We start from the raw sequence: 16,713 nt of genomic DNA, 5'->3' as shown, positions 1-16,713 counted from the left end.
CCAGGACATGGACGGTGTGGCGCTGTTGTCGTCGCGGGGGTGGTGGCGATGCGGAGAGCTGGCTCACTTCGACGGCCCGGCTGCGGATCTCTCGGCTGGTGCCGATGACCGTGACGACGTCGACCGTGCCGAAGCGCGGCACCCGCTTCAGGAGTTCGATCTCACTCCGGTGTCGCTGCGGTCCCCCCGGCACACGGGTGCCGCACGTGGCTGCCGGTTGTCAACGCTGTTCGTCGTCGTTGATGTCAGTGTTGGATGTCAGCCGAACAGCTCCGGCATCGGGCAGACCTCCAAGGTCTCGTCCGGCCGGTCGGCCCAGTTCCACAAGACATGTCGACCGGCGCCTCGTGTTGCCTTCAGGGGCGTTGTGCGTTCTGCAGCCGTTCGACTTGTCGGTTGACCAGATCGGTGGGGAAGGACGCGCTGTCGCCGACGTTCAGCTTGTGGAACGTCACGATGGTGTTCCCGGCCCGCACCACGGTGAACTGCTCGTTGCGGTCCCCTGGTTGCTCAGGGCCCATGGGGATGGTTTCCCGGAATCGCACGGCTTCGTCCCCAACGCCCGGGGCCTGTTCCGTCGTCAGCGTGGCCTTGAACTTCCCCACCCAGCCTGTGCCCTCATACGAGCGGCAGGAGCCGAGTGTCTGCTTGAGCTGTGCGAAGGCCTGCTGGGCCTTACCGTCTTCGTAGGCGGCAAGCGTCGAGCCGCCACCCCAGATGTCACCCTTCCAGTTGAAGAGTTGAAGGACGACGGTGGACGCGCGCTTCCCGTTGCGGATGTCGAGCATGGTCTGGCAGGTGGGGTCGGACACCGGCGGGAAAGAGTGCTGTTCCTCTTCCGGCTGGGGGTCCTGCACCGGTATGCCGGCCTCGTGCGCTCCTGCAACCTCGCCTTCCTTGAAGGTGAGCGCCCGCAGCTGTGTCCGCGTCAGAGGTGCGATGGCGGCCTTGGCCGATACGGTCGCCCGTGGGCCTATTGAGTCTGGTGGCGCATCTGAACCGGTGGAACACCCGGAGGCCACCAGGACCCCGGCAATCACAGGTCCGAGTACCGACAAAGGCCGCAGCTTGCGGACGCGCATGGATGCCCCCCCAAGGACAATGAGAATGAGGACGCTGACGGTAGCCGTGCTGGGTCGTCCATGACCAGGGACTTCCTAGGCGAACCAGACGTTCCGCTGCCATGGTGGATTGGCCAGAGCCAGAACAACAGGTACGAGGTGGACTCGGTGGCTCGCAATGAGGCGGATGCCTTCGCTCACGAGGCCGAGCCCAGCGACGCAATGCTGTGGACGCGCCGGTGTTCCTGGGTAGCCGATGACACAAAACCACATCGCCTGAGCCCGCAGCTTGGGAAGCTCGCGTTTTCGGGAGTCGTTGGAGGAGCTTCGATTCCGCACCACTACGTACGCGCCTGTTGAATCTCGTGGCTCGCAGTCGAGAACGCCGATGTAGCGGTCGCGGTTGGGCCTTCGCGGATGATGCTGAACTCGTCATCGCCGGTCTGGGCGACGAGTGAGCTGACGTCGCTGAGCCCGGGTGCCGGGTATTTCGTTCGACGGGTGCAGGTGAGTGGGGGGAGACTCTCCCGGACTTCACAGACTTGCGCGAAGGGGTGCCGGCGTTGGGTTTCATGCTGGAAGGGCCGGTTCTCGAAGGTGCGCTCGTGCGGCTGGAGCCGCTGGACCGACGTCATGCGGCCGACCTCGCGGTGGCGGCGGAGGAGGACCGCGGCTCGTACGCGTTCACCTGGGTGCCGAGGGCCGACGAGGTGGACGCGTACATCGACGCGCAGCTCGGCCGCGCCGCGACGGGGAAGCTCGCGCCGTACGCGCAGATCGACCGGGCTTCCGGGCGGGCCGTCGGAGCGACCTCGTTCTGGGAACCGCGGAGCTGGCGCACGGATGATCAACTCGACGCCATCGAGGTCGGGTTCACCTGGCTCGCGTCCCGTGCGCAGGGGACGGGGCTGAACACCGAGGCCAAGTTCCTCCTCTTCCGGCACGCCTTCGAGGAGTGGGGCGTGGCACGCGTCGACCTGAAGACGGACGCGCGCAACGGCCGTTCCCGCGCGGCGATCGAGCGCACGGGCGCGCGCTTCGAGGGCGTGCTGCGGAACTGGTCCCGCTCGTGGGCACCGGGCGAGGACGGTCGGCTCCGCGACTCCGCCATCTATTCGGTTACGGCGGCGGAGTGGCTGGAGTGCAGGAAGCGGCTGGAGGAGCGGCTGGCGGGAATCCCGGGGGCGCGATGAGCCAGTTCTTCGACCTGGGCGACGAAACCCTGTGGAATCCGTCCAACGGGGCGGCCCGGCTGTTCCTTCGGCAGGTTGCCGTGTTCGAGGCGGAACTCGGTCTGCGCTCGGGCATCGGCCCGATGGAGAACGACGAGTGCCAGATCGAACCCGCTGTCCTCGAAGTCTTCGCCAACGCTCTGCTGGCGCGACACAGGCAAACGAGTCACGCCGTCATCTGGGCCCTCTCCGTAGGGTTCACCGCCACGCTGCTGGCGCTGGCGGAGCGGGCCCGCGTCGAGGTGCGGTGGTTACCTGACGACGGCGACCAGGTCCAGGGACTTCGCGCGAAGGTGCGGGAACTGGACCGTCGCATGGTCAGGTGACCGGCCCGCAGTCTTGCGTGGCGAAGTTGAGGAAGTCTGCCCAGGCGGTGGGGGAGACGGTGAGGTGGGGGCGGTGCGGGGCCTTGGAGTCGCGGATGTGGATGGCGGAGGTGGTGGCCACCTCGACGCATTCGCCGCCGCCCGAGTCGCTGTAGCTGCTCTTGAACCATTTCAGCTCGGTCATAGCTCACCCGCCAACTGCCCGATCAGGTCTACGGATTCCTCCGGCCGGAGGGCCTGGCTTCTGATCATCGCATAGCGACGGGCGAGGACACCGACCTCGGCGGGCTTGGATACCAGCAGGCTCTTGCCCAGTGCCTCCGTGTACACCAGGGAGGTCTGCTCCGAGGTCTCGATCACTGTCATGGGTCCGCGCAGTCCTGCATGGGCGCCGAGTTTCGAAGGCATGACTTGGAGGACAAGGTTGGCGCGCGCGGTGCAATCGACCAGGTACTCGTATTGGCTGCGCATTACGTCCTTGCTGCCGATCTTCCGCCTCAGCGCCTCCTCTTCGAGGATCACATTGATGACACACACAGGCCTGCGGTCGAAGAGAGCCTTGCGTTCCAATCGGGCCTGCGTCAGCTGCTCGATCTCTTCCTCGTCCAGAGGCGGGAAGTCGCTCTGGAGTAGCGCCCGTGCGTACGTCTCGGTCTGCAACAGGCCGTGGATCAGTTGAGCGCTGTACGAGGACACGCTGAGCGCACCCTGCTCCAACTGCACGAACCCCTGGAAGTACTCCGGATACCGCTCCAGCCGCAGATGCTTGGCCGCGGCTGCGATGATCCCGAACGAGTCCAGCGCTTTCTCGGCGGCCTCGATGAACTCGTCCGTCGCGGGCTTGGCGCATGTCTCCACCGCGCTCACGGCCGCGCCCGAATACGCCATCAGGTCGCCCAACTCGTTCTGTGAGAGTCCAGCCCTTGTACGCAGTAGACGCAGCACCTCCGCGAAGTACTGCGCGGCGGGTGAGGACGAGTTCTTCTTGGGCTGCCCCATCGCAGCGACCCCCTCTACGCGGCTCTACGTCAATCAACGCGCGCACAACTCCAGTTGCCGATCGCGGCTGTCGACGCTCGGTCACTGGTGACGGTAGCGACCAGCGCCGACAGTGGTCCCATGAACACAGAAAGTGACGGCGTAAACCCCCGCCCCCGCACCTGGCGGCGGAGTTTTATGCCGGTGACCGGAAACGTCCCGGAGGCCCGCCACGGCGCCCGGCGCGTCCTGGCGGAGTGGGTGATCCCGGAGGACACGTCCTACACGATCGCGCTGATCATCTCGGAGCTGGTGACGAACGCGGTCCGGCATGCTCGCGTACCGGGCCGCTGCTTCGAGGTGGCGCTGACCTACGACGGCGAGAAGACGGTCGAGATCGAGGTCTCGGATGCGTCCCCCCGCCACCCGGTCGCGGTCCTCAACACGCCTGATGTGGAGGCGACTTCGGGCCGTGGCCTTCCCCTGGTGGAGGCTCTGTCCGACGCCTGGGAGGTCCGGGACCGGGAGTACGGCAAGACCGTGTGGGCCCGCGTACTCAGCTAATCAACTCCACTGCCGTAGCGCGTAGTTGTTCCTGTACCGCGGTCAGTACGGGGTCGCCCTCCGAGCCCGTTCGTACGGCCATGAAGACGTTGCGGGACGGTGGTGTTCCGTCGGTGGTCAGCAGGGTGAGGCGGCGGTGGGCGTACAGGGGTCGCACCATGCGGGGGACGAGGGCGACTCCCTGGCCTACCTCGACCAGGGCGGCGAGCGCTGCCCAGTCGTTGACGGCGTGGCGGATGTCGGGCGTGAAACCGGCCGCCGCGCAGACCGTGCGGGCGACCGCGCCGCAGCAGCTGTCGGCGTCGCCGACGATCCAGGGGTCCCTGGCCAGGTCGCAGAGGGCAACCCGGTCGCGGCCGGCGAGGCGGTGGCCGGCCGGTACGGCGAGGTCCAGGACATCGGTCAGCAGGTCGGTGCGGGCGTAACGGCGGTCGGTGTGCGGGGGCGTGGCCGGGAAGTCCACGGCGACGGCGACATCGACCTGGCCCGCGTCCAGGGCCGTGAACAGGTCGGGCGGCTGGGACTCGACGACGTCGATACGGACGTGGGGCAGGCGCTCGGCCAAGCGGCTCAGCGCGCCGGGCAGGAGGCCGAGGATGCCGCTGGAAAGCGCGCCGATGGTCACGGACGCGCGCCCGCCGCCCTCTCCGTACGCCGCCAAGTCGGCCCGTGCACGCTCCAGTTGGGCTGCGATGAGATCGGCGTGCGCCAGCAGTACCCGGGCCTGACCGGTCAGCCGTACGCCCCGGCCGTCCCGCTCCGTCAGCGGGACGCCCGCCTCACGGGCGAGCGCGGCGATCTGCTGGGAGACCGCCGAGGGCGTGAGGTGCAGGGCCTCCGCGGCCCGGGCGAGGCTGCCGCGGCGCTGGAGCTCGCGCAGGACGGTGAGGCGGCGGAGGTCGACAGTGAAGGGCTCGCTTACCTGTTCCACTCGGAAAGATTAACTGGACCGTCGTACCGGTGATCGGAAACCATCACCCCATGACCTCCCGCAGCTTCCTCATCCTCCATGGCTGGCAGAACCACCGGCCGCACGACCACTGGCAGCACTGGCTGTCCGACCGGCTGACCGAGCTCGGGCACCACGTCGTGTACCCGCAGCTGCCCGACCCCGACGACCCGGATCTGGACGTGTGGCTGGCGGAGCTGACCCGGCACCTTGAAGGGCTTCCAGGTGGCGCGGAGCGCGTGGTGATCGCCCACAGTGCGTCCGTTCTGCTGTGGCTGCACGCGATCGCCCGCGGCGTCACGGGCCTCGACGTCGACCGGGTGCTGCTCGTGGGGCCGCCGTCCGGGCCCGTACTCCTGGGGTTCCCGGAGGTCGCGGCGTTCGCCCCGCCCGCGTTTCCGCTCACCCTGCCCGGGGCCACCCGGCTGGTGGCGGGCGACGACGACCCGTATTGCCCGGAGGGTGCGCTCGCCGTCTATGGGGATCCGTTGGGCATCCCCACCGAGATCATCCCGGGGGCGGGGCATCTTGACCTGGTCGCCGGGTACGGGTCCTGGCCTGCCGTACTGGACTGGTGCCTCGACGGTTCTACGAAGTTCACAGCTCGGCCGGTGTAAGGCCGGGCCGGGTGCTCAGCCGACGGCGACGTTCTTCTCGGGAGGCTCGTCGGGCTCGTTGGGCGTGCCGGGTTCGTCGGACCCGGCGGACTCGGAGCCCCGCAGCTCCGGCGTGGTCGCGGCCACTGCGGCGACCGCGAGCACGCACAGCACGCCGCCGCTGACCAGCGCGGTCGTGCCGGACGTCCACCCGGCGACCAGGCCGCCGCGCAGGTTGCCGAGGTTGGGTCCGGCCTGGCCCACTATCTGCTCGGCGGCCGTCACCCGGCCGAGCAGCGCGTCCGGCGTACGGGTCTGCACGATCGTGCTGCGCGAGATGACGGAGGTCGTGTCGGCGGCGCCGGCCACGACTAACAGGCCCAGGCCCGCCCAGGGGTTGGTCACCAGGCCGAACAGGGCCAGCGTGATCCCCCCGGTCGCCGCGCTGCACAGCATCACCAGGCCCGGGCGGCCGAGGCGGGTGAGCGAGCCGGACAGCGCCGACGCGGCGATGCCACCGACCGCGACGGCGGACAGGAACAGGCCGAGGGTGCGCGGGTCGTCGCCGAAGCGTTCGGCGTTGACCAGCGGGAACAGGCTCATCGGCATCGCCAGCACGGTCGCGGCCAGGTCGGTGATCAGCGCACCGCGCACCGCCCGGTGCCCGGCCAGGAAACGCAGCCCGTCCGCCACCCCGCGCAGCCCGGCCCGCGCGGGCTCGCCCTCGGGCGGCAGCTTGGGCAGGCCGAAGGCGCCGTAGAACGCCATCCCGAAACTAAGCGCGTCCAGCAGATAGCAGCCGCCGACGCCCAGCCAGCCCACCAGCAGTCCGCCCAGCGCCGGGCCCACCAGCATCGTCCCCTGGAAGGAGACCTGGTTGAGCGCGAGCCCCGCCCCCACCTGGTCCTTGGACAGCAGGCGCGGGACGAACGAGCCCGCCGCCGCGCCGCCGACCGCGCCGAAGCCGGACTGCACGGCGACCAGCGCGAGCACGCCGGCCACCGGCACATTGCCGAGGAAACCCTGCACCGCGAGCAGCAGCGACACGGCCGCCTGGCCGACGGTGCCCACCAGGTAGATCTGCCGCCGGTCCCGCCGGTCGGCCAGCGACCCGGCGAACAGTCCGAACGCCACCATCGGCAGCGCCTGCGCCAGCCCGACCGCACCGGTCCAGACCGTGCTGTGCGTCATCTGCCAGACCTGGTACATGACGGCGACCATGGTCATCATGGCGCCCAACATGGACACCGTCCGCCCGATCAGCAGCCTTCGGAAGGTCGGGGACGTCCGCAGCGGGGCGATGTCGAGCAACGTACGGGACAGCAGGCTCATGAGAGGGGGAGGGCGAGGGCGGCAGGGCGCGCGGGTGGAATCACCGGGCGGAGGCTAACCCCTTGTCCCCGGGTGCGGCCAATCAATTACCTGGCCGCGGCTGCGCCTGCGACCCGGAAGGGCTGCGCGACACCCCGGAAGGGCTGCGCGACAACCCCGGAGCGGCTCCGTCGATAACCCCGGAGCAGTTACGCCGACTCGTTCAGCAGCCTTGCGAGGTGCTCCCGGCCCGGGCCCAGTAGACCTTCGAGCGGCGCCGCCTCCTCGTACCAACGCTTCTCGTACTCCCAGCACAGCCAGCCGTCCCAGCCCGCGCGGGAGAGCAGCTCCACGCACTCGGTGAGCGGAAGCACCCCCGCTCCCAGCGGCAGCGGGGTCGTGTCCTCGGCGGACGCGATGTCCTTCACCTGGACGTAGCCGAGGTGCGGGGACAGCGCCGCGTACGTCGACGACGGCTGCTCGCCGCCGAGCCAGGTGTGCATGACGTCCCACAGCGAGCCCACCTGCCGGTGGCCGACCGGGCCGAGCACACGGATCGCGTCCGCGCCCGTACGGTGCGAGTCGTGCGTCTCCAGCAGGATCCGTACGCCCGCCTCGGTGGCGTACTCCGCCGCCGTGCCCAGGCGTCGGGCCGCCGTCGCGTCCGCCTCCTCGGGGCTCTGGTCGGTCCCCGCCCCCGGGAAGACGCGAATGAACGGTGCGCCCAAGTCCCTTGCCAGGTCCAGGAGTTCACTGATCTCCGCGAGTACGGCACTGTCGTCTCCCGGCGCCGCCACCCGTGCGTATCCCGCCAGGCCCAGGATCTCGATCCCGCCCGCCTTGAACTCCGCGGCCACGTCGGCCCGTTCGGCCGGGCCGATACCGGGGTGCACCGGCTCCTCGGGATGGGCGCGCAGCTCGACGCCGTGGAAGCCGTGCGTGGCGGCCAGGCGTACGACATCGGGCACGGGGAGTCCGGGGACGCCGAGGGTGGAGAAGGCCAGCTTCATGCCCCGGACCTTACCCGTCACTCACCGTTGCCGTGCAGGTCCAGGCGCCAGTCCTGGCCGACCAGATCCGCGCCGAAGGAGCGGTGCGGTTTCTCGGAGACCAGGACGAAACCGTGGCGCTGGTAGACGCGGCGGGCGGCGGCGAGGACGTCGTTCGTCCACAGGACGAGTTCGTGGTAGCCGACGCCGCGGGCGAAGTCGGCCACGGCTGTGACCAGTTGGTCGCCGATGCCGAGTCCGCGGGCCTCCGGCTCGACGAGGAGGAGGCGGAGGCGGGCGGCGCCGGGTGCGTCGTCCCTTACGCACATCACGCAGCCCATGGGTTGGCCGCCGAGTTCGGCGATCCACACCCGCTCCAGGTGCGGATCGTGGTCCTCCGCGAAGTCGGCGACGATCCTCGCCACCAAGCCCTCGTAGTCCGCGTTCCACCCGTACTCGGCCGTGTACAGCGCGGCGTTGCGCTGCACCATCCAACCGAGGTCGCCCGGGCCGGGCTCGCGCAGCACGACGTCCTCGGCGCGGGGGGCGCGGCCCCGTCCGTCCCCCAGGATCGTGCGCACCGTGCGCATCGCCTCCGCGAGTCGCGGCCGCTCGGCGGGGGGCACCGTGGCGAGCAGCGAGCCGACGGTTTCCCGTGCGCGCTCGTCCAGCAGGCCGGCGGCCTCCCGGCCCCGTGCGGTGAGCGTGACGCGGCGGCGTCGTGGGTCCTTCTCGGACGGGGCGCGCTCGACCAGGCCGTCCTGCTCGAACTTGTTGAGGATCCGGCTCAAGTACCCGGCGTCCAAGGAGAGTTCGGACCGGAGGTCGGCTGCGTCCGTGTGCGCGGCGTGCGCGAGTTCGTACAGGACTCGGGACTCGGTGAGGGTGTAGGGGGCGTAGAGGTGGCGGCCGTAGTCGAGGGCGCCGATGACGTTCGTGTAGAAGCGGTTGAAGGAGCGGATGTCCTGGACGGTCATGATCGGCCCCGGGGTGGTCGGGTCGGATGTTCGGCTTCGAGTGTCGGGTCGGGTGTGTTCGGCTCTGGATAGTTGACTCAGTCAGAGATTCCTGTACGAGCGTAAGCCGCGTTCGGCCCGTCGTCCACGGGTGTGCTCCGAACCGTTCGCTCAGGCCTTGACCATGCGTGGACCAAGCCCCGGCAACGGCTCGGCAACGGCCCGATATGGCCGGTCACGGCTTGGCCAACCGCTTCCTGCCCGTTGTCCGCATGTTCATCGCCTGCCCCTGATGACCCTCGCCGAGCCCGGCGGAGAGTGATGCGCGGATCTCGCTCACTCGCTCAAGAAGGGGCAATAATGACTGAGTTGACTCGTCGTAGACTCCTGGGTTCGGCCGCGGGTGCGCTGGGTGGCGCCGCGGCGCTGTCGGTACTGCCGCCCAGTGTGCAGAAGGCCGTCGCGGCCGGGCAGCCGCGGCGCGGCTCGCTCCGCGACGTCGAGCACGTCGTCATGCTGATGCAGGAGAACCGGTCCTTCGACCACTACTTCGGCACGTTGTCCGGCGTGCGCGGCTTCAGTGACCCGGAAGCGCTGAAGCTGGACGACGGGCGGTCGGTGTTCTATCAGCCCGATGCCGAGAATCCCAAGGGGTATCTGCTTCCGTTTCATCTCGACACGCGTACGTCGAGCGCGCAGGCGATACCGTCCACGAGCCACGCCTGGTCGGTGCAGCACGAGGCGTGGAACGGCGGCAAAATGGATCGGTGGCTGCCGGCGCATCGGAAAGCCGATGGGGTGAACGGGCCTTATGTCATGGGGTATTACACCCGCGACGACATTCCGTTCCAGTTCGCTCTCGCCGAGACGTTCACTGTCTGCGACAACTACTACTGCTCCGTGTTCGGGCCTACCTGGCCCAACCGGCTGTACTGGATGACCGGGTCGATCGACCCGAGTGGTACCCAGGGTGGGCCGATCCTGTCCAACGTGGCGCCTACGCCGTACCGCTGGACTACGTACGCGGAGCGGTTGCAGAGTGCCGGGATCAGCTGGAAGGTCTATCAGCAGGACGACGACTACGGCTGCAACATGCTGGAGCAGTTCGCGTCCTTCAAGAACGCGGCGCCCGGGTCGGAGTTGTACGAGCGGGGGGTGCGGCCGCAGGCCGAGGGCACCTTTGAGGACGACGCCCGCAACGACCGGCTGCCTGCGGTCTCCTGGATCATGCCGACCAGTTATCAGTCGGAGCATCCGGACTATCTGCCCGCGGCCGGGGCCGACTTCGTCGCCTCGAAGATCGAGGCGATCGCTTCCAATCCCAAGGTGTGGGCGAAGACCGCGTTCATCCTGAACTACGACGAGAACGACGGGCTGTTCGACCACGTGGCCCCGCCCACCGCTCCGGCGGGCACGGCGGACGAGTTCGTGCAGGGGCTGCCGATCGGGGGCGGCTTCCGCGTTCCGGCGATCGTCATTTCGCCCTGGACCGTGGGGGGTTGGGTGGCCTCCGAGGCCTTCGACCACACGTCCGCCCTGCAGTTCCTGGAGCGGTTCACCGGCGTTGAGGAGCCGAACATCAGCGGCTGGCGTCGCGAGACGTTCGGGGATCTCACCTCCGCGTTCCGCTTCTCGGCGGCGCGGCCTCGTGCGCCGCGGCTGCCGGACGATACGGCGGAGCAGCTGGAACGGGCGAAGTCGGAGGTCGCGAACTTGCCGAAGCCGACGCTTCCGGGGGGCGAGCAGTCGTTCCCGCTCCAGGAGAAGGGGCGGCGGCCGCACGTGTAGTGCTTGCCGGCGGGGGGTGGGGTGGGTCGGGGGCGTGCCGGTACGTCCAAGCCCGTCGCCGCCGGATCAGGACTTGGGCAAGTGGGGACGGGTCCGGTGACGCGAACGTACGCGACGGGCATTTTGGACGTACCGGCACGCCCCCTTCCGTGGTCTTTCGGCTGCGGGGGCGTGGGCGGCGGCTTGCGTCGCCTTGGTTGCTCAGCGGAGGTGCTTGGCGAAGAAGGCCATCGTTGTGTCCATGGAGGCCGGCCACTGGGGGCCGAAGGCGTGGGACTCGCCCTTGTACTCCTTGAGTTGTACGTCCTTGCCTGCCGCCTTGAATGCGGCCGTGGTCTGGCGTGACCAGGTGATGGGGCAGGTGTCGTCGGCTGTGCCGTGGTGGATCAGCAGTGGCTCGGTCACGCGGTCTGCGTAGGTCATGGGGGAGACCTCCCGCCAGAACTTCGGGTTCTGCTCGGGTGTGCCGTGGGCCGCCTCGATCTCGGCGACGATCGGGTCGCCTTCGCTGCGCTGGAAACGGTCGACGTTCTCGGCGGGGCGCGAGCTCACCGGGGCGAACACCACGGCGGCGTCGACCAAGCCGGGTTCCACCACCAGCGTGTTGTACGTGACGCCGCCTCCCATCGATCGGCCGAGCAGGCCGATCCGCTCGCCGTCGATCTCCGGGCGGGTGGACGAGCGCAATGCCAGTACGGCGCCGATGACGTCCTCTGTATATCCGAGGCGGAGGTTGACGTCGTTGTCCGGGTCCTTGTCGGAGGTGGCGTGGTTGCGGTAGTCGGTGTGCAGGACCACGTAGCCGTTGCGGGCCAGGAGGTCTTGTTCCCGGGCCAGGCCGCGGCCGGTGGTGTAGACGTCGGGGTCGATGTATCCGTGCGCCAGCACGAGGGCTGGGAAGGGCCCCTTGCCTGTGGGGATGTTCATGATCCCCGAGATCGTCAGCCCGTTGGCCTCGTACGTCACCGCGTAGCGGGTGTAGGCGGTTGTTCGGGTGAGTACGTCGCCGAGTTTGAGGTTCGAGCCCGTGTGCTCGCGCTCGATCAGGCCCGGGATCGACACCGGCTCGGCGGCGGGGGAGGGGGAGGAGGGGGTGGTCGGGGTGGGCGTCCTGGTGGCGGCAGGGGGCGCTGCACCGGTCGACGTCCCGGCGTCGGCCCCATCACCCCCGGTACACCCGACCACCGCCACGAGCACCATCCCGGCACCGACAGAGGCAACATCCCGAAGCAGCCGCATGGGACCAGTATCCCCCCGGCAACCGCCCTAGCCGTGGGCATGCGCCCGCTCCACAACCGCCCCCGCTGTGGGCATGCGTGCCGCTAGGGGCGGCACGGGTGGGCACAGCGGCACCCTGCAAGCGCCGGCAAGCGCACCCACCCCGACCTCAGCCCCAACGCCGGGCACCCCGAACCCAAGGCACACCCGGCCCCGGGGGCCCCGAAACCGACGCCCACCTACAACCGCGGCCCTCCGGTGGACCCCCGCACCATCAACTCCCCCCGCACCGTAGCGATCCCCCCGGGCGGCGGCTCCTCCCGCCCCATGGCGATCCGCCCGGCCCGCGCCCCCGCCTCGGAAAGAGGCAACCGCACCGTCGTCAACGCAGGCACCGCATCGATGCTGAACGGCAGATCATCGAACCCGGCGACGGACACGTCGTCGGGAATCCGCAGCCCCGAGTCCCGCAGCGCGGCACACGCACCGAGCGCCACCGTGTCGTTCGCCGCGACGACAGCGGTCAACGACGGGTCACGCCGCAGGAGTTCGAGCGTCGCCTCGTACCCGGACCGGCGGTCGTACCGCCCGTGCACGGTGTGCTCCGGAACGTCCTCGATGCCGTGCGCGGCGAGCGCCGCCCGGTGGCCCTCCAGGCGGTGCCGGGTCGTCGTCCGCTCCTCGGGCCCGGCGATGTAGCCGAGCCGCCGGTGGCCGAGGCCGATCAGATGCTCGGTGAGCTGCGAGCCGCCCCCGCGGTTGTCGAAGGTGAGGGCGATCGCCTCGGGAGCCTCGGGTGAGGGCGGCCGCCCGCAGAGGACGACCTTGGTCCCGGCCTCCGCCAGCCTGCGCAGCTTCGCGGCGACGGCCGTGGCGTGCGCGCTGTCCTCGATCGCGCCGCCGGTGAGGACGACCGCGGCGGCACGTTGGCGCTGGAGGAGCGTGAGGTAGGTGAGCTCGCGTTCCGGGGAGCCGCCCGTGTTGCAGACGACGCCGAGCCGTTCTCCGCCCGCGCGGCCCCCTGGGCCACCGATCTCCGACTGGATCGCGGCCGCCATGATCCCGAAGAAGGGGTCGGCGATGTCGTTGACGAGGATTCCGACGAGGTCGGACGTCGCCGCGGCCAGCGAACTCGCGGGCCCGTTCAGTACGTAGTCCAGCTCGTTCACCGCGCGCAGCACCCGCTCACGCGTGGACGCCGCGACGGGATAGTTCCCGTTCAGCACCCGGGACACGGTCGCGGGCGAGACCTGCGCACGCGCCGCCACGTCCGCCAGGGTCACGGTCATCTCGTCGTCCTCCGGTCGCGCAATTCGTTGTGGTCTTGGTCGTGCTCTTCGTCAGGGGAACGCGGGCACGCAATGCCCGGGCTCCGGGTGTTCGGATGCCCCCCATATCCGGGTACATCCGATCCTGACCATGCCCCCCGCGTCCACCCGTCCGACCGATCGAACATCTCGTCCCCCGTGTGGTCTTGTCCAATGGGCTCGACAGAGGCTAGCTTCTCCCTAGATAGAAAGCGCTTGCTGTCACGCTCACCAGTTCCTCAGAGGGCGTACGAGGCGCGGAAACCGCGTACGAAGGGAATGACGTGACACGCAAGACGGTGCGTATCGCCATGAACGGCGTGACGGGGCGCATGGGCTACCGCCAGCACCTCGTCCGCTCGATCCTCGCCCTGCGCGACCAGGGCGGCCTCGACCTGGGCGACGGCACCGTGCTGTGGCCCGAACCCGTCCTCGTCGGCCGCCGCGAGCACGTCCTCAAGGCGCTCGCCGAGCAGCACGGCCTTGAGGAGTGGTCGACCGACCTGGACGCCGTCCTGGCCGATCCGACCATCGACATCTACTTCGACGCGCAGGTCACCTCCGCCCGCGAGGAGTCGATCAAGGCGGCCATCGCGGCGGGCAAGCACATCTACACCGAGAAGCCGACGGCCACCGGGCTCGACGGTGCGTTGGAGCTGGCTCGGCTGGCCGCCGCCAAGGGCATCAAGCACGGCGTCGTCCAGGACAAGCTCTTCCTCCCCGGCCTGCTCAAGCTCAAGCGCCTCATCGACGGCGGCTTCTTCGGCCGGATCCTGTCCATCCGCGGGGAGTTCGGCTACTGGGTCTTCGAGGGCGACTGGCAGTCCGCCCAGCGGCCCTCCTGGAACTACCGCGCCGAGGACGGCGGCGGCATCGTCGTCGACATGTTCCCGCACTGGGAGTACGTGCTCCACGAGCTCTTCGGGCGGGTCACCTCCGTCCAGGCCATCGCCGCGACCCACATCCCGCAGCGCTGGGACGAGCAGGGCAAGCCGTACGACGCCACGGCCGACGACTCCGCGTACGGCATCTTCGAGCTGGAGAGTGGTGCGATCGCCCAGATCAACTCGTCGTGGGCCGTGCGCGTCAATCGTGACGAGCTGGTGGAGTTCCAGGTGGATGGGACGGAGGGGTCGGCTGTGGCCGGGTTGCGCAACTGTCGTGTGCAGCACCGTAGTTCTACGCCCAAGCCGGTCTGGAACCCCGACATCCCGGCCACTTATTCCTTCCGGGATCAGTGGCAGGAGGTTCCCGACAACGCCGAGTTCGACAACGGTTTCAAGGCCCAGTGGGAGCTGTTCCTCCGGCACGTCTACGCCGACGCGCCCTACCACTGGGACCTCCTCGCCGGCGCCCGCGGCGTCCAGCTCGCCGAACTCGGCCTGAAGTCCTCGGCCGAGGGCCGCCGTCTCGACGTACCGGAGATCTCCCTGTGACGACCATCCGACTGCCGGGTGCGGGTGGGGAGTTGCGTGCCTATACGCCGCGCTCCGAACCCCTCGCCCTGGCCACCGGCGCGCCTTTCACCTCTCGTACGGTCTTCTCGGCCGCGCATGTGGTCGCCGACCCGTACGCGGATGTGTCCCCCGACTCGCCCGCCGCCGTCGACTGGGACGCGACCCTCGCCTTCCGCCGTCACCTGTGGTCCCACGGGCTGGGTGTGGCTGAGGCGATGGACACCGCGCAGCGTGGGATGGGGCTCGACTGGGCGGGTGCGGCGGAGTTGATCCGGCGGTCGGCCGCCGAGGCCAAGGCAGTTGGCGGGCGGATCGCGTGCGGTGTCGGCACTGACCAGCTCACCGGGGGCTCTCTGGAGGAGATCCGGAAGGCCTACGAGGAGCAGTTGGCCCTCGTCGAGGAATCGGGCGCCCAGGCGATCCTGATGGCCTCGCGGGCGCTGGCAGCGGCAGCCTCCGGCCCTGAGGACTACCTGGAGGTGTACGGGCATCTGCTCCGGCAGTCGTCGGAGCCGGTGATCCTGCACTGGCTGGGACCGACGTTCGACCCGGCCCTTGAGGGCTACTGGGGGTCCAGTGACCTCGACGCCGCCACGGATGTGTTCCTCCAGGTCATCGCGGCCCACCCGGACAAGGTGGACGGCATCAAGGTGTCGTTGCTGGATGCCGGGCGCGAGATCGACATCCGGCGCCGTCTGCCGCAGGGCGTGCGCTGCTACACCGGGGACGACTTCAACTACCCCGAACTGATCGCGGGCGACGAGCAGGGCTTCAGTCACGCCCTGCTCGGGATCTTCGACCCGCTGGGGCCGCTGGCGGCGGAGGCGGTCCGGGTCCTGGACACGGGTGATGTGAAGGGGTTCCGTGAACTCCTCGATCCCACCGTCGAGTTGTCCCGCCATCTCTTTCAGACGCCGACGCGCTTCTACAAGACGGGTGTGGTGTTCCTGGCCTGGCTGGCCGGTCATCAGGAGCACTTCGCGATGGTCGGCGGCCTGCAGTCGGCGCGCTCGCTCCCGCACTTCGCCCGCGCCTATGAACTGGCCGACGGCCTGGGCCTGTTCCCGAACCCGGAGCTGGCCGAGACGAGGATGAGGACGATGCTGTCCCTGTACGGAGTGGCCCAGTGAGCCTTTCGCGTTTCTCCATCAACCAGATGACGGTGAAGCAGCTGTCGATGCCCGAACTGGTCGACGCCTGCGTCGAGTTGGGTGTCCCGGGTGTCGGTCTCTGGCGCGAACCGGTCCAGTCGTACGGGCTCGACGCGACCGCCAAGCTCGTGCGTGACGCGGGGCTGGCGGTGACGACCCTGTGCCGGGGCGGTTTCCTCACGGCGATCGAACCGGCCGAGCGAGCCGCCGCACTGGCGGACAACCGCTCGGCCATCGACGAGGCGGCCACGCTCGGCACGGACACGCTGGTCCTGGTCTCCGGCGGACTGCCGGCCGGCAGCAAGGACCTGCACGGCGCGCGTGAGCGCATCGCGGACGCGCTGGGGGAGTTGGGCCCGTACGCGGCGGAACGGGGCGTACGCCTGGCCATCGAGCCGCTGCACCCCATGTTCGCCTCGGACCGGTGCGTGGTGTCGACCCTGGCCCAGGCGCTGGACCTCGCGGAACGCTTCCCGGCGGACCAGGTCGGCGTCACGGTGGACACGTACCACATCTGGTGGGACGACACGGCTCCCGCTCAGATCGCCCGCGCGGGTGCCGCCGGGCGCATCCACACCTTCCAACTCGCCGACTGGATCACCCCGTTGCCGGAGGGTGTCCTCAACGGCCGCGGCCAGATCGGCGACGGCTCGGTCGACATGCGGGAGTGGCGCTCGTACGTCGAGGCGGCGGGCTACACCGGTCCCATCGAGGTCGAGCTGTTCAACGACGGGTTGTGGGCGCGGGACGGGCGTGAGTTGCTGGCGGAGACGGCGGCACGGTTCGTGGAGCACGCGGAGTAGCCGACTGAGGTGTGGCACGTTGCGGAA

The 16,713-nt window shown here is 69.4% G+C and carries 17 protein-coding genes; 8 read left to right on the top strand and 9 right to left on the bottom strand.

Translation table 11 applies throughout. From position 1 onward, the window contains the following. Nucleotides 1–356 precede the first annotated feature (356 nt). Nucleotides 357–1,082 carry a hypothetical protein gene (locus tag OG219_RS17880; protein ID WP_266827746.1) on the bottom strand — a complete coding sequence of 242 codons (726 nt, stop codon included), beginning with the start codon at nucleotides 1,080–1,082 and terminating at the stop codon, nucleotides 357–359. Nucleotides 1,083–1,624: 542 nt separating this feature from the next. Between OG219_RS17880 and OG219_RS17875 the strand changes: the two genes are divergently transcribed. Continuing rightward, a complete protein-coding gene (locus OG219_RS17875; RefSeq protein ID WP_266827744.1) occupies nucleotides 1,625–2,254 on the top strand; it encodes a GNAT family N-acetyltransferase in 630 nt (209 codons plus the stop codon). Next, nucleotides 2,251–2,619 carry a DUF6086 family protein gene (locus tag OG219_RS17870; RefSeq protein ID WP_266827742.1) on the top strand — a complete coding sequence of 123 codons (369 nt, stop codon included), beginning with the start codon at nucleotides 2,251–2,253 and terminating at the stop codon, nucleotides 2,617–2,619. The genes OG219_RS17875 and OG219_RS17870 overlap by 4 nt, the downstream gene beginning before the upstream one ends. On the opposite strand, the gene OG219_RS17865 is transcribed toward OG219_RS17870, so the two are convergent. Next, nucleotides 2,612–2,803, bottom strand: coding sequence for a DUF397 domain-containing protein (locus OG219_RS17865; protein ID WP_266827740.1), 192 nt, complete (start codon nucleotides 2,801–2,803; stop codon nucleotides 2,612–2,614). The genes OG219_RS17870 and OG219_RS17865 overlap by 8 nt on opposite strands. After that, nucleotides 2,800–3,618, bottom strand: coding sequence for a helix-turn-helix transcriptional regulator (locus tag OG219_RS17860; RefSeq protein ID WP_266827738.1), 819 nt, complete (start codon nucleotides 3,616–3,618; stop codon nucleotides 2,800–2,802). The genes OG219_RS17865 and OG219_RS17860 overlap by 4 nt, the downstream gene beginning before the upstream one ends. A 120-nt stretch (nucleotides 3,619–3,738) precedes the next feature. Here OG219_RS17860 and OG219_RS17855 point away from each other — a divergent pair, with 120 nt between their 5' ends. Beyond that, nucleotides 3,739–4,161, top strand: a complete 423-nt coding sequence (locus OG219_RS17855; RefSeq protein WP_266827736.1) for an ATP-binding protein — start codon at nucleotides 3,739–3,741, stop codon at nucleotides 4,159–4,161. Here OG219_RS17855 and OG219_RS17850 read toward each other — a convergent pair. Further along, the gene (locus tag OG219_RS17850; protein WP_266827734.1) at nucleotides 4,154–5,092 is read right to left on the bottom strand and encodes a LysR family transcriptional regulator; all 939 of its coding nucleotides are present in this window, start codon (nucleotides 5,090–5,092) and stop codon (nucleotides 4,154–4,156) included. The two genes, OG219_RS17855 and OG219_RS17850, sit on opposite strands and share 8 nt — an antisense overlap. A 50-nt stretch (nucleotides 5,093–5,142) precedes the next feature. Between OG219_RS17850 and OG219_RS17845 the strand changes: the two genes are divergently transcribed. Continuing rightward, a complete protein-coding gene (locus OG219_RS17845) occupies nucleotides 5,143–5,727 on the top strand; it encodes an alpha/beta hydrolase (protein ID WP_266827732.1) in 585 nt (194 codons plus the stop codon). 15 nt (nucleotides 5,728–5,742) lie between these two features. Here the strand turns inward: OG219_RS17845 and OG219_RS17840 are convergent, their stop codons facing one another. The 3 genes from OG219_RS17840 to OG219_RS17830 all read right to left on the bottom strand — a co-directional run bounded on the left by OG219_RS17840 (nucleotide 5,743) and on the right by OG219_RS17830 (nucleotide 8,983). Further along, the gene (locus OG219_RS17840) at nucleotides 5,743–7,038 is read right to left on the bottom strand and encodes an MFS transporter (protein WP_266827730.1); all 1,296 of its coding nucleotides are present in this window, start codon (nucleotides 7,036–7,038) and stop codon (nucleotides 5,743–5,745) included. Nucleotides 7,039–7,226: 188 nt separating this feature from the next. After that, nucleotides 7,227–8,027 (bottom strand): sugar phosphate isomerase/epimerase, encoded by an 801-nt coding sequence (locus OG219_RS17835; protein WP_266827728.1) that lies wholly within the window; start codon nucleotides 8,025–8,027, stop codon nucleotides 7,227–7,229. 17 nt (nucleotides 8,028–8,044) lie between these two features. Then, on the bottom strand, nucleotides 8,045–8,983 hold the full coding sequence (locus tag OG219_RS17830; protein ID WP_266827726.1) for a helix-turn-helix domain-containing GNAT family N-acetyltransferase: 939 nt from the start codon (nucleotides 8,981–8,983) through the stop codon (nucleotides 8,045–8,047). Nucleotides 8,984–9,322: 339 nt separating this feature from the next. Between OG219_RS17830 and OG219_RS17825 the strand changes: the two genes are divergently transcribed. Next, nucleotides 9,323–10,750 (top strand): alkaline phosphatase family protein, encoded by a 1,428-nt coding sequence (locus OG219_RS17825; protein ID WP_266827724.1) that lies wholly within the window; start codon nucleotides 9,323–9,325, stop codon nucleotides 10,748–10,750. A gap of 201 nt (nucleotides 10,751–10,951) precedes the next feature. Here the strand turns inward: OG219_RS17825 and OG219_RS17820 are convergent, their stop codons facing one another. Together OG219_RS17820 and OG219_RS17815 are read right to left on the bottom strand one after the other, a co-directional pair. Next, nucleotides 10,952–11,989, bottom strand: coding sequence for a S9 family peptidase (locus OG219_RS17820; RefSeq protein WP_266827722.1), 1,038 nt, complete (start codon nucleotides 11,987–11,989; stop codon nucleotides 10,952–10,954). Nucleotides 11,990–12,207: 218 nt separating this feature from the next. Further along, nucleotides 12,208–13,257, bottom strand: coding sequence for a LacI family DNA-binding transcriptional regulator (locus OG219_RS17815; protein WP_266827720.1), 1,050 nt, complete (start codon nucleotides 13,255–13,257; stop codon nucleotides 12,208–12,210). Nucleotides 13,258–13,559: 302 nt separating this feature from the next. On the opposite strand from OG219_RS17815, the gene OG219_RS17810 reads away from it, so the two are divergent. From OG219_RS17810 to OG219_RS17800, 3 genes are read left to right on the top strand one after another with little or no spacing between them, the layout of a single operon-like run. Then, complete coding sequence (locus tag OG219_RS17810) at nucleotides 13,560–14,711, top strand: Gfo/Idh/MocA family protein (protein WP_266827718.1); 1,152 nt, start codon at nucleotides 13,560–13,562, stop codon at nucleotides 14,709–14,711. Continuing rightward, nucleotides 14,708–15,862, top strand: coding sequence for a dihydrodipicolinate synthase family protein (locus OG219_RS17805; RefSeq protein ID WP_266827716.1), 1,155 nt, complete (start codon nucleotides 14,708–14,710; stop codon nucleotides 15,860–15,862). Before OG219_RS17810 ends, OG219_RS17805 begins: the two co-directional genes overlap by 4 nt. A gap of 26 nt (nucleotides 15,863–15,888) precedes the next feature. After that, nucleotides 15,889–16,686 (top strand): sugar phosphate isomerase/epimerase, encoded by a 798-nt coding sequence (locus OG219_RS17800; protein ID WP_266836132.1) that lies wholly within the window; start codon nucleotides 15,889–15,891, stop codon nucleotides 16,684–16,686. The last annotated feature ends 27 nt before the right edge of the window (nucleotides 16,687–16,713 follow it).

Origin of the sequence: Streptomyces sp. NBC_00038, assembly GCF_026343635.1 — a bacterium.
Lineage (GTDB): Bacteria > Actinomycetota > Actinomycetes > Streptomycetales > Streptomycetaceae > Streptomyces.
The sequence above is the reverse complement of the archived record's forward strand: the minus strand, read 5'-3'. Positions and strand labels throughout refer to the sequence as shown.